Below are 12,965 nucleotides of genomic sequence, written 5' to 3' on the forward strand. Positions count from 1 at the left end.
GTAGGGTGTGGGGTTCTCAGATCAACGCTTCAGCCACTCGAAGCGCTGACTTCGGTCGGAGGTATTTCAGCGGCCTGCTAGGACACCTCGATATACCCTGGAACTGTCTTGATGAACCCACACGCCCTCGGCTGCGGGGATCTCTGGGAAGAGATTGATAAGTTCCACTACCGCATTGCCGGCCCTGGCCGCGAAGCTCCAGCCCGCAGACGTTGTTCCAAAGTCGAATCGAACTGTTTCGCCGGGTTGCACCTGGACAGACCTAGTTTCCGGAGTCACGATGATCGTTCGCGCGCCTTCCACGGACAGAGCTCGCTCACCGAAATGTCTAGCAAGAGAAGACACCCTTTCTACACCGGGCCCACCCGCATGAGCCGCCATCGAAGTCGCAGCGAAGAGTGCCAGCGCCGCGGCCCCTGGAAGCGCTACGTTACGACTTACGGCATTTCGATACTTAGTCGTCATCCCTGACTCCATGAGGAGTTGTTAGTGACCGTACTTTATGACTTGTGCACGCACTTGTTGAGACGTTGAGACTCGCGTTTCTCAACCTGATGCTCAAAAGTATCGCTTTGATCTGCCTGATCGGGGAAGGCCTCGCTGTTTGCGTCATCGCACACAGCCAATGAGTTCAAGGTTGCATTGGCCTCGCCATCCCTGGCCCCACCACTGTAGCGCCGCCGACTTCGAAAACTGCGAGCAATCAAATCTCCTCGCACCAACATCCAGCGCCTCTGACCGGTCTGGCCTCTCGCTGGCGACCACTAGAAGCGCTGCCGCCGCTTGTGACCAGCGACCTCTGTACCACAATCCCAAGTCGGCCTAGTGCCGCGCAGGACGCTTTGGGTTGGGTGACGCCATGGCAACTTGCGCGGAAGCAAGACAGAGAAAGCGCGCCAGGCCATAGCCCGGCGCGCTTCTGCTAATGCAATACACACGGCATCCTGATCGGGCACCCGTACTGCGTTCCTCTCAGTGCGCTGTCAACTCGCAGCAGTGACGAGTGTTCCGCTATACGACAGCGCCTCGGATTCAATCACTCGGGCAACGTCCTGCTTAAGCAGATAGACAGAGACGACCAGCAGCACAAGATCCTTCAGAAGGAAGGCCGAAACTATGGTCATCGCGGGGAAACCGCCAGCGGCAGCTTCCCATGCGCCAGGAACGAATGGCATGATCGTAAGCGTGGCAACGAAGCTGAAAGTTGAACCAAGCGCGCCCAGCACCCCCAGTTTCTTGTTCCAGAATCCCAAGAGCAATAGCGAGCCAAAGGTCCATTCTGCGGCCCCCAGGAACATGCTCGTGCCTTTAATGCCCAAGACAGGGATCATCCAGAAGATCAGCGGTCCGTGGTTGATCATTGGCAGCAGCCCTCTGATTTCGGCCTCGAACCATTTATCGTAGCCAAACCACGCGAATATGATCACCATCGCGGCGCGGAGCAGATGGTAATCGAAGTCGCGCTTCAGAAGACCCGAACGACCCAGTATATCGATGATGTACTTCATGATTTCCTCCATGTTGGAGCTGTGAACCCTCCGGCTACGGTGCCGGGTTGAAGTGCAAGGATTCGAATGTGCGACATTGGAAACTCCTTTCGACAGTTCGCTTCATCAGTGAGACGAGTATGTGCGTCAGGAGTGATCTTTGTAATACTCAATCGACTCGAAAACATGCTCGAACGTATCAAGCCACATGTAATGCCAAACCGAATGGACTGGCTGGCAACGCTAAGCTCGCAGGTCTGACCCGGATCCGCAGGCTCGTCACTGGGCTTGCGGTAAAGGAACGAGAGCCATCGACAAACGGATCATGCTTATTCGTAACGCTGCGTCCGGCAGATGCGTAAGGGCTCCAGGCGCCGGCAATGCGGGCGTTCTTTTCGTACGGGTAGTCGCCCTGTACTGCATGTGCAACGGTCGCCGCCGCGCCGAGCGTCAAGACAATGGTTTTCGCAACAATGGCTCTGGTGAGCAGTTTCATGATGAACTTCAAGTGTTATTTATTTTGGAATCGCGCACGCTTTGCTCGCTGTACGCCACCAATGAATGGGATGACCGGATCCATTACAGTCGGTTGTCCCGTTAGGTCTTCAATGACCAGAAAATGCATTTGAACCGTTCTGGTGGACCCAGATACCTTTTGCTGCAGGGATACCAGGGAGTAGGCTGACTAGTTCGACAACCGTGTTCCCTGGGCGGGCGGCGAAGGTCCAAGCGGCGGACGTAGCTCCGAAGTCAAAGCGGACGGTTTCTCCCGCGTGCACTGAAACCGCCCCGGTCTGCGGTGTGATTCGCACTGTTCGCGCGCCATCGACAGATGAAGCTGGTTCGCCGAAAAGCCTGGCGACGGAGAATGTTTGCGGGCATCCCGGCTCAACCGTTTGAGCCGCGAAGGAGGTTGCGCTTACCGCAGCCAGTGCAGCGACCGCCATGAGACGTACAGCGTTGCCAAGAGGAGTTCTGGTACCTCGGTAATGTCTGGTCATCGTTGACTCCATAAAGGAGGTTGTTGGTGACCTGTACTGTATGTCCTGCGCATGAGCTTGATGAGGCCCGAACGAGTCAAGATACTGCTCAAAAGTATCAGACGGCTGCTCTTTCGTTCTTTGCCGCTTGGCTTGTGCCTTCGAAAAGCAAAGCCCGCCGGGGCGGGCTTTGCTTTGCCAGGCGAGCGTCGCAAACGCGGACAATTTCCGCGCGATGGAAAGATGACTTTCCCTGGATGCAAGATTGCGCCAGGAGTCAGGATTTATGCCTGGCGAGACGGGGTAGAAGCGATTTCTTTCCAGTGTGCCGATGAATCGCTTTGGCGAACCCGATGAGATCGCCACGGCAATCGAATCCCTGCACCTGCTGTCAGAAGACGCTGCGCTCATCACAGGTCAGACGCTTTCGTCGACGGCGGCGCGTCGGTCGGAAAGTCGCCGGTCTAGCGCCGTCGGCGCAAGCTCGCTACTCCGTTGGCTCGTACCCGGCTACAGGCGACTCGTCCAAAGGAAGACCCTCATCATCGGCACGCTCATTGGCATGCGACGGAGCGCTGATGGTTCGACGCCACTGGGCGGGCGTCATGCCCAGCAACTCTGTAAATGCCCGCCGGAATGCAGCGACCGATTGATATCCGACAGCTTCTGCCACCGCCTCCGTCTTCATCATGGGATTCTTTAGCGCGTTTGCCGCCAGACTCATGCGAACGGCGAGTAGCAAGTCATGGGCGGTGCGCCCGAAGCTGTGCTGGAACTGCCGCATGAACGTCGCGCGTGACATATTGCAGCGCTGCGCGAGCTCGGGCGCCGTCCACGGAAACGCGGGCTCGTTGAAGATCGCGGCAATCGCTGGCGCTAGCCGCGGATGCCCAGCCAGGCCCAGAAGGCCCGTAGGGGGTTGGTCCGATTCGCTCGCCAGACGCATGCTCAGTGCAAACAACATCGTCGACAGTGCGTTGAGCATCGCATGCCCACCCAGGCGAAATCCCTGGGATTCGCCTCGCATTAGTTCCATCAGGCTGGTGAGTCGCGCCCGCGTGCCGCCTGCCGGCTCAGACGCCGAGGCTCTGACCACAAGTGATGTCGGTAGGAACTCGCGCGCCAGCCGGTCATGCGGCGGCGCGACAAAGAAGCGGCCGCAAAGCATGTCGAGCCGTTCCCCCCGGCCGTCATTCTCACTGACTGTCACGTTGATGTCGCTTCGCTCGCGTGAGGGCCCGGCCTGGCGGCCACTGCCGTCGTGGAGCGCGTGTGCCGAGCCGTGTGGCAACAGCACGATATCCCCCGCCTGAAGCACGACTGGCGCGGTGCTGGCCAGCCCTTCGAGAATCGCCGAGCCGTTGAGCACGACGTGGTATGGAATTTCGCCCGGTTGAAAGTCCTCGTAGACGACGCGCCATGGCGAGCCGTAGGCACATCGGACGTCGAGCTGTCCTGTGACAGTCATGATTTCGAGCAATCTGCTCAGCCAGTCTTTGGGAGATGACATGATTCCGAGACGGTGGTGGTGATACTTTAGAGCATTTTAATGAGTATTCAAGGCCTCGGCAAGATCACTTTGCGTACCTACACTAGAGCCTCACCTAACCGATCTCTTCAGGAGTCAATCATGAGCCGTATCACCGTACCCGCAGTCGATTCAGCAGTTGGTGCCACCGCTGAAGTCTACGCACAGGTCAAGCGCGCGACGGGCGGAAGTGTCCCCAACCTCTTCGCAGCGCTCGGTCACATTGCGCCCGCCACGCTGAAGGCAGTACTGAACGCAGAGGGGGCTCTCGCCACCGGCAGCCTTAGCAAGCAAGACCTGGAGACGATCAAGCTGCTGGTCAGCGAACTGACTGGCTGTGACTACTGCGTTGCCGCACACGTCATGCTTGGCAAGATGGTCGGGCTGTCGCCCGAAACGGTTCGCCGCATTCGTGCAGGCGAGTCCACCGGCGACGCGAAGCGTGACGCGCTGATTCAGTTCGTTCGCACGATCCAGGAAACGAGCGGGACCCTCGGCAATGAGGCGTTCACCGCGATCCGCAGTGTGGGGTACAACGATGCGCAACTGGCGGACATCGCGCTGACGATCGGCCTGACCGTGTTCACCAACACGTTCAATCGCGTCAACGACACGGACCTGGATTTCCCTTCGGCGAACTGACGCGGCAGCCGGGGAGGACGAAGCGCGAGCCGTCCTCCCCGACCCGCCGCAGATGACCACGACGCCATACCCAGGCCCGTCAGCATTTACCGGGAAGTGCCGCGGCGGGGTCGATGGGCAGATTCTTGAATCTGACTTCGAAATGCAGATGCGGCGCTGTAGCCCTTCCGGACTGACCAACAGACCTTATCAACTGCCCTGGCGACAAACGGGTGCCGATGCGCAGTCCCTTTACAAGGGTAGACAGGTGAGCATACCAACTCGAATAGCCGGCGGCATGTTGCACGACGACATACCGCCATATCCACGTTTGTCGACACCGAGAAAGGCGATGGTCCCCGCACCAGCCGCGACCACCGGCGTGGCGTGGCGAGCCGCCAGGTCGACACCGGTGTGTACCCGAATGCCGCCGCTGACGGGATCCACACGGATACGAAACGCGGAACTGATGCGGGCTTCACACTGGATCGGCGAAGCAATCTCGACTTCGGCGGTCCGACGTTCGGGCACGTCCTCTCGTATATCGAAAGACGGCGCGCTACGTGGGAAGCCGCACACCGCAGGCAGGGTGGTCAAGCGTATCTACACCACCGAGTTCGCCGTGATCGGGGGCGGTCACGCGGGGTTTAAGGCATGCGAGCTGGCCCGCGCGGCGTCAGCTTCAAGCGGCTTCAGTGTCTTATCAGCGCGCGGCTGCGCATGAGCAGGAACGACGAGAACTGACGATCACGATTGGAGCCCTAGCAAATGAACTACGAAACGCTGTCTCTCGCCGTTGTCGACGGTATCGCTACCCTTACGCTGAGCAGGCCTGACGCGCTGAAGACGCTGGCCGCCAATGCGCTGCCCTCCTACGCTGGCGACCCGTCGCAGACATCAGTCTCCGGCCTATCGTCGGGCGCCTTCATGGCAGTCCAGTACCAAGTCGCCTACTCGGGCTCGGTTGTCGGTGCCGGTGTGGTGGCAGGAGGCCCATACTACTGCGCGGCCGGGAACATCCTTAACACGACGATCTGCATGGGGCAGGTGCCGTTCGTGCCGCCGAATCCAGCCCTGATGGTAACCGCCGCGAAGGGATTCGCGTCGCTCGGTCAGATTGACCCGCTATCGAATCTGCAGAAGGCCAGGATCTATGTGTTTAGCGGAACCAAGGATACTGTCGTCTACCAGCAGGCGGTCGACGCGACGGTGTCATTCTTCAAGGAAGCCGGCGTTCCTGCATGGAACCTGCAGTATGTGAACAATGTGGCTGCCGGCCATGCATTTATCACGCCGGCATTCGGCAACGTGTGCTCCGATAACGCATCCCCGTATATCAGTCACTGCGCAGTCGCCAAGCAGAAGTACGACCAAGCTGGCGCGTTGCTTCAGCAGATCTACGGCACACTGAAGCAGCCGGCAAAGAGTCTGACAGGGAGAATCGTGCCATTCGACCAGCGCGAATTCGCGACGGCCGGGACAGGCATGGCGGATACGGGGTTCCTCTATGTACCAAAGTCATGCGATCAGGGAGCGACGTGCAAAGTCCACGTGGCATTCCATGGGTGCAAGCAGTCCGAAGCTGTGGTCGGCGATGATTTCTACGCGAAGACGAACTTCAACAATTGGGCGGACACGAACAACATCCTTGTGCTGTACCCACAGGTGAATGCGTCTACCGTCCCCTTCAATCCACGAGGCTGCTGGGACTGGTTCGGTTATACCGGCGCCGATTACGTGCTGAAATCGGGTTCGCAAATGAGTGCCGTCAACGCCATGGTTGACCGGTTGCTCGCGAAACCGTAAAGCAAATCGGAATCGCCCCTTTGCGGGGTGTCACTGGAGCTGGAGGGACAGCGTGCTACCGGGCCCCGACCACGGGCAGAGATCGGCCACAGAGCGTCGTCGGTCCACACGATCACTCGGTCGTTTGAACGTCGGCTCTTGCCAAGTTACCCGACGATGGCCAGCGATGCAACTCGCCACGGCGGTCGGCGCTACGCGCTGTGGGTGCAAATGGCAGTGAGGTAGTTGTGTTGGATGCCGGGAACACTGGGCTGATGAAGGACTGCTTCGATCGCTGCTATTACGCAGCACTTGAGCGTGTGAACAGCCATCCGTATGCGGCGATGATCTGTGTCGGCAGCGACGCGCAGAATCCGCTGCGTCAGGTCGAGGGCATGCCACCGGTTGGCGCTGCCTCAAAAGCGCCGAACACGGTATCGGGGAACTCAAGCGCGACGAGATGGTGCGCCACAAGTCGGAAGTCGAGCTTGCAGAGCCGTGTAGACCCGTGAGCATCCTCAAGTCAACACGGCTGGCCGATTGGCGAAACACTAGCCGACATGGGTAGCCAACACCCTACGCGCCGTCGACTTGTAGAACGATCTTGCCAATGTTGTCGCCACTTTCCAGATGGGAATGCGCCTCGGCTGCGTCACGCAGTGGAAACACGCGGTTGACCAGCGGTCGCACGCGCCCATCCGCGACCAATGGCCACAGTGTCGCCTCGATCTCGCGAGCGATCTCGGCCTTCTGCTCAAGCGTCCGGTGACGAAGCGTGGTACCGGTGATGTAGGCACGCTTCATCATTACGGTTCCAATGTCCACCGTGAGCTCTCGGCCCATTGGGTGGGCAATGTAGACCATACGACCGTCGCGCGCAATGGCCGCCAGGTTCCTCGCGAAGTAAGGCGCGCCCACCATATCCAGAATGACGTCGACACCCCGACCGTCGGTATGCTCGTTGACCAGTCGCTCATAGTCTTGCTCGCGGTAATTGATCGCGACGTCGGCGCCCAAGGACCGGCACACATTGCATTTCTCGGCACTGCCGGCGGTTGCGAATATCTTAGCGCCCAGGTGCTTGGCCCACTGCAAGGCCAATGATCCCACGCCGCTGGTTCCCCCATGAACGAGCAGGTTTTCACCAGCTTTCAGGCGGCCATGTTCGATCAGTGCGCTCCAAGCGGTGAATGCGGCCTCCGGCAATGCTGCCGCCAGTACCATGTCAATCCCGCCCGGAATCGGCATGCACTGACCTCCCGGAACAGCAACGTACTCCGCATAGCCGCCGCCGATGAGCAGGGCGCAGACTCGATCGCCGACCTTCCAGTGCGTCACGCCGTCACCCAGAGCCGACACGGTGCCAGCCACCTCAAGACCTGGCACGCTCGGTGCGTCGGGAGGCATCGGATAGATCCCGGCGCGCTGCATGACGTCCGGCCTGTTAACGCCGGCCGCCTGCACGCGAATCAGCACCTCACCCGCTGCGGGCTTGGGCTCCGGGCGCTCCTGGACACTGAGGACTTCGGGGCCACCGTGGCGGGGGACATCGACAACAATCATGGTATCTCCTTTGTCTTTATTCATTGCGAAGGCCTGCGCTCTGCACCGCCTTGGTGTATGTGGCGTGGTCCTTGCGGATGGTTTCGAGCAGTTGCTCCGGGGTACTTCCTACAACGTCGAAGCCCAGGTCAGTGAGTCTGCGCTTTAGGCCCTGCTCTTTAAGCACCTCATTCAGTTCGGTGCTCAGCCGATTAACAACAGCCGCCGGCGTGCCGACTGGCGCGAACACGCCAACCCAGCCGTCCAGCGCCAGGCCGGGCACCACGCTCTGGGCCGTGGGCACATTCGGGAACTGCGGTGGTGCCTGCTCGCCTGCTGCGGCGATGACCTTCAGCGTTCCCGCCTGCACATGCTGCTGGACATTCGCCACCACATCGAACATGAAGCTGACCCGCCCACTGATCACGTCGAACAACGCTGCTGTCGAGCCTTTGTACGGGATGTGGTTGATATCGACCCCGGCAGTCGTCGTCAACATCTGCCCTGCCAGATGGGGCGCGGATCCGTTGCCATATGACGCATAGCTGTACTTGCCTGGATTGGCTTTCGCCTGCGCGATCAACTGTTGCAGCGACTGGATACCGCTACTGGGTGCTGTGACGATGACAAAGCGGGCGATTGCCAATTGGGCCACGGGGCGCAGATCCTTGATCGGATCGAAGCTCAGTTTGTAAAGGCTTGGGTTGATGGCAATGGTGGCCGGGACGCCAATCACCAGGGTATGACCATCGGCCGCAGATCTTGCAACCTCTTGAGTTGCCAAGACCCCGTTGGCTCCCGGTTTGTTCTCGATGATAACGGGTTGCTTCAGGCGCTTGCCAAGCGGCTCGGCCACTGCTCTCGCGATCAGGTCGACTCCCCCTCCGGCTGTATAGGGAACGAGAATCCGTATTGGCCTGCTCGGATAGGGCTCTGCAGAGGCTATGCTAGCCCTCAGGAGCCACACTGCTCCGGCCACAGCCGCGGCAAGGTGTCTGCGGGAAAACTGCATACTTGTGTCTCCGTGATGACATGTAGAATAGAAGCGCGAGGCTCCAGCCCCGAGAGCTTGAGATCACAGGTGGTCAAGCAGCCAGTCACACAGCAGGCTCAGCGCCGGCTCTGGCCGATCTAGCTGCACGTGAGCCGCTCCGCCTTCGGTACGCGTGAATACACGCATCGTCTTCTTCGTACTGCCGATCGCATCGAACAGCTTCTGAGCGTCGCTCAGGGGAGTCTGCTTGTCGTCTTCCCCATGCACAATCAAGATGTCGCAATGGATGTCTTGCGCAGCCTCGCGCAGGTGAAACGACTCCAGTGCGCGTAATGCCTCGTCGAAACTGTTCACCCCGAGGATGTGCAGAATGTGATCGCCCGTCGTGCCTAGCGCGGCCTTGACGTCAAGCGAAACGGGCTTCCCAGGTTGCACCTGGAAGCGGCGCAGCCAAACGCTGTGGTAGTCGTACACGGCGCCCCAGGCGACGCAGGCCTTGAAGCGTTTCTCGTAAGCAGCGGCGCGCGGCGCGTAGTAGCCGCCCATGCTGGCTGCCACGATACCGATGCGCTCCGAGTCGACATCAGAGCGGCTCACAAGGTAGTCCACTGCCGCTCCTGCCGCCACCTCCGAGTCATGCCGCGCTTTCAGGCCGGACAGCCGCAGAGTTGCGCCCTGCCCAGGATGATCGATGGCCAGTGTCGAGATGCCGCGTTGCGACAAGGCCAATGCCACATACACCATCTCTTCCTTCGTGCCGTCCAGACCGTCGGAGAGCAAGACCGCCGGCCGTGGGCCGTCACCGGTTGCCGCCGGAACGAAGTAGCCGTGCAGCACTTTGCCTTCGAACGGAATCTCGATGATCTGGATCTGGGGGGCGAAGCGTACAGCCCCTAGTGCAAACGCTTCCAGGTGCTTCGCGAAGGTCGACTTGGCTCGCGGGTCATTCGGCTTCAAGAACGCTTCTGCCCATTGATAATAGAGCGCCGCGCGCATGTAGTGGTCGCGTGCAGTGACCTTGTGCCCTGCGCTGGCAGCTTCGCTGGCGATGCCTTCGAGCTGCCGAGCGAGCTTGAGCCAGGCATGGTGCCAAGCCTCGTTATCGCCGTGTCCGTCCGGGCCGGAGGCCTCACGCAGCGGCTCGCAAGCCCAATGGATTTCTCCCAAGTGCCCACCGCTGACCAGGGCGCGGTTGACGGCCAAGGACCACATGTAATTGCCGGGAAAGTACTGAAACATGATGACGTCCTCCAAATGTTGGTCAGCCTGAGACGGACACAAAGCGCCCCACGCGCTGGCGGATGGCACCGAACAGGCTTGTCCCCTCGGGAGCAAAAAGCTCGAGATAGACGTCATCGCCGAAACGCAGGAATGGTGTGCGCGCCTGTCCTTGCTCGATCTGTTCATAGGCTCGGAGCTCGGCGATGCAGCCGCATCCGCGACGGCGGTCGAGGTTGGCGATGGCGCCCAGCCCGAGTACCGTGCCGGCCCCCAGATCCCGCGTGCGCGCCGCGTGCGCAATCAGGTCGTCGTAACCGAACATCGCGTCGATGCCTGGGTCCAGCTCGCCGATGCGCTCACCGCGGACTTCGCAAACATAGCGCCCGGATAACAGACGTCCGTCCCACAACGGGCCTGCCTCATCGGGGGTGATGAACACAGGCCCCATCGTGCGCGCCGGCTTGCCCTGCATGAAGCCGAAGCCTCGGCCGATTTCGTCAGGAATCACCCCGCGCAAGGACGTGTCGTTGAGCAGCCCCAGCAGCAGGATCGCGCTGCGAGCCGATGCTGAACGGGTTCCTTGGGGAACGTTTCCGGTCACCGCGACAACCTCAGCTTCGAAGTCAATGCCGTAGCCTTCATCCTGCGCATGCAGGATGGGCTCAGTTGGGGCCAGGAAGCGGTCAGAGTTTCCCTGATAGAGAAGCGGCGTGGTCTCGAACCCTGCCGGCATGATGGCGCCTCTGGCCTTCCGGACTGTCGCCATATGTGACGGATAGGCGCTGCCATCGAGGAACTGGTATGCGCGCGGCAGCGGCGCAGCGACGGCGGTCGGATCGAAGTGCCATGCATCCGGACAGTCCGACGCATTGAGCCGCTCATATACGCGCTGCAGACCGGGCAAGACCTGAGTCCAGCGGTCCAGAGCAGCTTGCATTGTGGCCGCGATCGTTGGCACCGCGCTGGCTGTGCGCATGTCCCGGCTGACCACGACTAGCTGGCCGTCGGGAGTGCCGTTGTTGAGAGTAGCAAGTTTCATGGGTGCGTCGATGTCGTTGTGTGGGCGAAGCAACTATAGAGATCGACGACCAATTGGCGCTAACCGTGGGCTCCGGAAACAGATCAAATTGTCCGACCGATTGCGGGGCGCGCAATTCCGGACGATTGGGTAACTCGCCGGACAAAGCCGTTATCGCCCGCGCGCCGAACATTTCTAGACTGCAGTGCACATATCCCGAGTCCAAAGGGGCTTGGACATCGGCTACTCGAGTGCCAATGGCGAGGCGATGCTGGAACGCATCCAGAGACAAATTGCGCGCTTGGGGCAGGTTGCCGCCAGCACCGGCAACTATGCCAATGGATCCTTCACTAACCATCCCCCCGGAGACCAACGATGCTCTGCAAAAAACTTCATCATGCTGCCTACCGCTGCGTGGACGCACGAGCGACGGTCGATTTCTATACCCAAGTCCTGGGCTTGAAGTTCTCACATGCAATGGGCGAGGACCATGTGCCATCCACTGGCGCTTACAGTCCTCATATCCACATCTTTTTCGAGATGGAGGACGGTAGCTGCATCGCCTTCTTCGAATGCCCCAACGACCCGGGGGACGTCAAAGATCGCACATCGCCAGACTGGATCCAGCACTTCGCGTTCCAGGTTGAGAGCACCGACGTGCTGATGGCGGCAAAAACTCGCTTCGAGACGCTCGGACTCGAGGTGGTAGGGCCCACGGATCACGATGGCTTCATCACGTCGATCTACTTCTTTGACCCTTCCGGCCATCGTCTGGAACTCACGACAAACACTTGCGCTCCCGAGCGCCTTAAAGAGTTCGAGGCCGAGGCACCTAACGTGCTCGCCTTGTGGGAGCAGACGCACGACTGGTCCCAGCGCGAAAAGCTGTTTGGCGCGAAGACCGGTTATGCGCGCAATCGTGCATCGAATGAATCTACTCGCTGATCACCCCGCGCTTGAACTCGCCGGGTGGAACGCCCATGTGCTGAGCGAAGAAACGTGCGAAGTGGCTGGGCGCAGCGAAACCCAATTCGTCTGAAACCTCGGCAACGCTCTCCTTCGTTTCGGCGAGCAATCGGGTGGCCACCGCCATGCGAGCCCAATCCATGAATTGCTGCGGCGACGCACCGACGCATGCTTTGAATTGCTCAAAGAAGCGCGAGCGAGAAAGACCCACCTGAGCGGCGATATCGTCCAGGTTGGGGTTCTGCTTTGCCTGGTCCTTGATCAGCACCGCTGCCCGCGAGATTCGAGCGTCCATCGGTCGGTCACGTCGATGGAAGTTGGTGCGCATGTCGGATGCGGCATAGGTATCAGTGACGGCGATCGCCAGTTCACCCACGAGTCCCTCGTGCATGGCTTCGCCAAGCAGCGCACCGGAATTCATTGATGCCGACAGTCGGAAAACGATACTCTGAATATCAGCGGTGAGCGCCACGCAAGGTTCGCCGAATAGCCGAACCAATGGCAGAGGACCCAGTTTCAGCAGTTCGCCCAGCCATGCGGGATGGAGCAGGACCGTGAACACCGTGGTGGGCCCTGCCTCGCTCGCCAGCTTTGCATGGGGCATCCAGGGGTTGATGACGATGGCAGACGCATCAGTCAACTGACACGTCTTGCGCCCTACGCGAAATCCGGTGTCCGAGCCGCCGAGCTTGAACACGAAGTTGAATTCGTTGTGTGCATGCTCAACCAGCGCCCTCGGCGTCGTGTGAGTGCCAATGCGACCAAACGCGCCTTGCACAGCCACAGAACGCGCTGTGTCTTTCATCTCTGCCCCCTCCTTCGC

Annotated in this window: 15 protein-coding genes and 2 pseudogenes; 5 read left to right on the forward strand and 12 right to left on the reverse strand. The window is 60.1% G+C overall.

Features of this window, described 5'->3' with window-relative positions; genetic code table 11:
* Positions 1–66 precede the first annotated feature (66 nt).
* The 4 genes from ACGLHR_RS38050 to ACGLHR_RS38065 form a co-directional block, all read right to left on the reverse strand.
* The gene (locus ACGLHR_RS38050) at positions 67–477 is read right to left on the reverse strand and encodes a CzcE family metal-binding protein (RefSeq protein WP_400100566.1); all 411 of its coding nucleotides are present in this window, start codon (positions 475–477) and stop codon (positions 67–69) included.
* A 506-nt stretch (positions 478–983) separates the two neighbouring features.
* Complete coding sequence (locus ACGLHR_RS38055; protein ID WP_400100568.1) at positions 984–1,508, reverse strand: DUF417 family protein; 525 nt, start codon at positions 1,506–1,508, stop codon at positions 984–986.
* Between the two features lie 178 nt (positions 1,509–1,686).
* Positions 1,687–1,983 carry a hypothetical protein gene (locus ACGLHR_RS38060; protein WP_400100570.1) on the reverse strand — a complete coding sequence of 99 codons (297 nt, stop codon included), beginning with the start codon at positions 1,981–1,983 and terminating at the stop codon, positions 1,687–1,689.
* Between the two features lie 109 nt (positions 1,984–2,092).
* Positions 2,093–2,500: a CzcE family metal-binding protein gene (locus tag ACGLHR_RS38065; RefSeq protein ID WP_400100600.1), complete on the reverse strand. Its 408-nt coding sequence runs from the start codon at positions 2,498–2,500 to the stop codon at positions 2,093–2,095.
* A gap of 274 nt (positions 2,501–2,774) precedes the next feature.
* Between ACGLHR_RS38065 and ACGLHR_RS38070 the strand changes: the two are divergent.
* Positions 2,775–2,935: pseudogene (locus tag ACGLHR_RS38070) on the forward strand (SDR family oxidoreductase); the annotation flags it as partial.
* Between the two features lie 19 nt (positions 2,936–2,954).
* On the opposite strand, the gene ACGLHR_RS38075 reads toward ACGLHR_RS38070, so the two are convergent.
* Complete coding sequence (locus ACGLHR_RS38075) at positions 2,955–3,977, reverse strand: cupin domain-containing protein (RefSeq protein WP_400100572.1); 1,023 nt, start codon at positions 3,975–3,977, stop codon at positions 2,955–2,957.
* Positions 3,978–4,097: 120 nt separating this feature from the next.
* On the opposite strand from ACGLHR_RS38075, the gene ACGLHR_RS38080 reads away from it, so the two are divergent.
* On the forward strand, positions 4,098–4,637 hold the full coding sequence (locus ACGLHR_RS38080) for a carboxymuconolactone decarboxylase family protein (RefSeq protein ID WP_318233322.1): 540 nt from the start codon (positions 4,098–4,100) through the stop codon (positions 4,635–4,637).
* Between the two features lie 79 nt (positions 4,638–4,716).
* Here ACGLHR_RS38080 and ACGLHR_RS38085 read toward each other — a convergent pair whose 3' ends face one another.
* Together ACGLHR_RS38085 and ACGLHR_RS38090 are read right to left on the reverse strand one after the other, a co-directional pair.
* Positions 4,717–4,923, reverse strand: coding sequence for a M23 family metallopeptidase (locus ACGLHR_RS38085; protein ID WP_400100574.1), 207 nt, complete (start codon positions 4,921–4,923; stop codon positions 4,717–4,719).
* A complete protein-coding gene (locus ACGLHR_RS38090; protein WP_400100608.1) occupies positions 4,869–5,213 on the reverse strand; it encodes a M23 family metallopeptidase in 345 nt (114 codons plus the stop codon). The genes ACGLHR_RS38085 and ACGLHR_RS38090 overlap by 55 nt, the downstream gene beginning before the upstream one ends.
* 171 nt (positions 5,214–5,384) lie before the next feature.
* On the opposite strand from ACGLHR_RS38090, the gene ACGLHR_RS38095 reads away from it, so the two are divergent.
* Both ACGLHR_RS38095 and ACGLHR_RS38100 read left to right on the forward strand, forming a co-directional pair.
* Complete coding sequence (locus ACGLHR_RS38095) at positions 5,385–6,422, forward strand: depolymerase (protein WP_400100576.1); 1,038 nt, start codon at positions 5,385–5,387, stop codon at positions 6,420–6,422.
* 236 nt (positions 6,423–6,658) lie between these two features.
* Positions 6,659–6,840, forward strand: a pseudogene (locus ACGLHR_RS38100) (flavodoxin family protein); the annotation flags it as partial.
* Positions 6,841–6,977: 137 nt separating this feature from the next.
* Here the strand turns inward: ACGLHR_RS38100 and ACGLHR_RS38105 are convergent.
* From ACGLHR_RS38105 to ACGLHR_RS38120, 4 genes are all read right to left on the reverse strand, one after another.
* On the reverse strand, positions 6,978–7,964 hold the full coding sequence (locus ACGLHR_RS38105) for an NAD(P)H-quinone oxidoreductase (RefSeq protein ID WP_318233323.1): 987 nt from the start codon (positions 7,962–7,964) through the stop codon (positions 6,978–6,980).
* Positions 7,965–7,980: 16 nt separating this feature from the next.
* Positions 7,981–8,799 carry a tripartite tricarboxylate transporter substrate binding protein gene (locus ACGLHR_RS38110; protein WP_267602232.1) on the reverse strand — a complete coding sequence of 273 codons (819 nt, stop codon included), beginning with the start codon at positions 8,797–8,799 and terminating at the stop codon, positions 7,981–7,983.
* A gap of 219 nt (positions 8,800–9,018) precedes the next feature.
* Positions 9,019–10,176, reverse strand: a complete 1,158-nt coding sequence (locus ACGLHR_RS38115) for an alpha/beta hydrolase family protein (protein WP_400100578.1) — start codon at positions 10,174–10,176, stop codon at positions 9,019–9,021.
* 22 nt (positions 10,177–10,198) lie between these two features.
* Positions 10,199–11,197, reverse strand: a complete 999-nt coding sequence (locus ACGLHR_RS38120) for a fumarylacetoacetate hydrolase family protein (RefSeq protein ID WP_318233326.1) — start codon at positions 11,195–11,197, stop codon at positions 10,199–10,201.
* Between the two features lie 354 nt (positions 11,198–11,551).
* Here ACGLHR_RS38120 and ACGLHR_RS38125 point away from each other — a divergent pair, with 354 nt between their 5' ends.
* Positions 11,552–12,121 carry a VOC family protein gene (locus tag ACGLHR_RS38125; RefSeq protein WP_400100581.1) on the forward strand — a complete coding sequence of 190 codons (570 nt, stop codon included), beginning with the start codon at positions 11,552–11,554 and terminating at the stop codon, positions 12,119–12,121.
* Here ACGLHR_RS38125 and ACGLHR_RS38130 read toward each other — a convergent pair.
* A complete protein-coding gene (locus ACGLHR_RS38130) occupies positions 12,111–12,947 on the reverse strand; it encodes an AraC family transcriptional regulator (protein ID WP_400100582.1) in 837 nt (278 codons plus the stop codon). The genes ACGLHR_RS38125 and ACGLHR_RS38130 overlap by 11 nt on opposite strands.
* Between the last annotated feature and the right edge of the window lie 18 nt (positions 12,948–12,965).

Origin of the sequence: Cupriavidus sp. CuC1, from assembly GCF_044627735.1 — a bacterium.
GTDB lineage: Bacteria > Pseudomonadota > Gammaproteobacteria > Burkholderiales > Burkholderiaceae > Cupriavidus > Cupriavidus ulmosensis.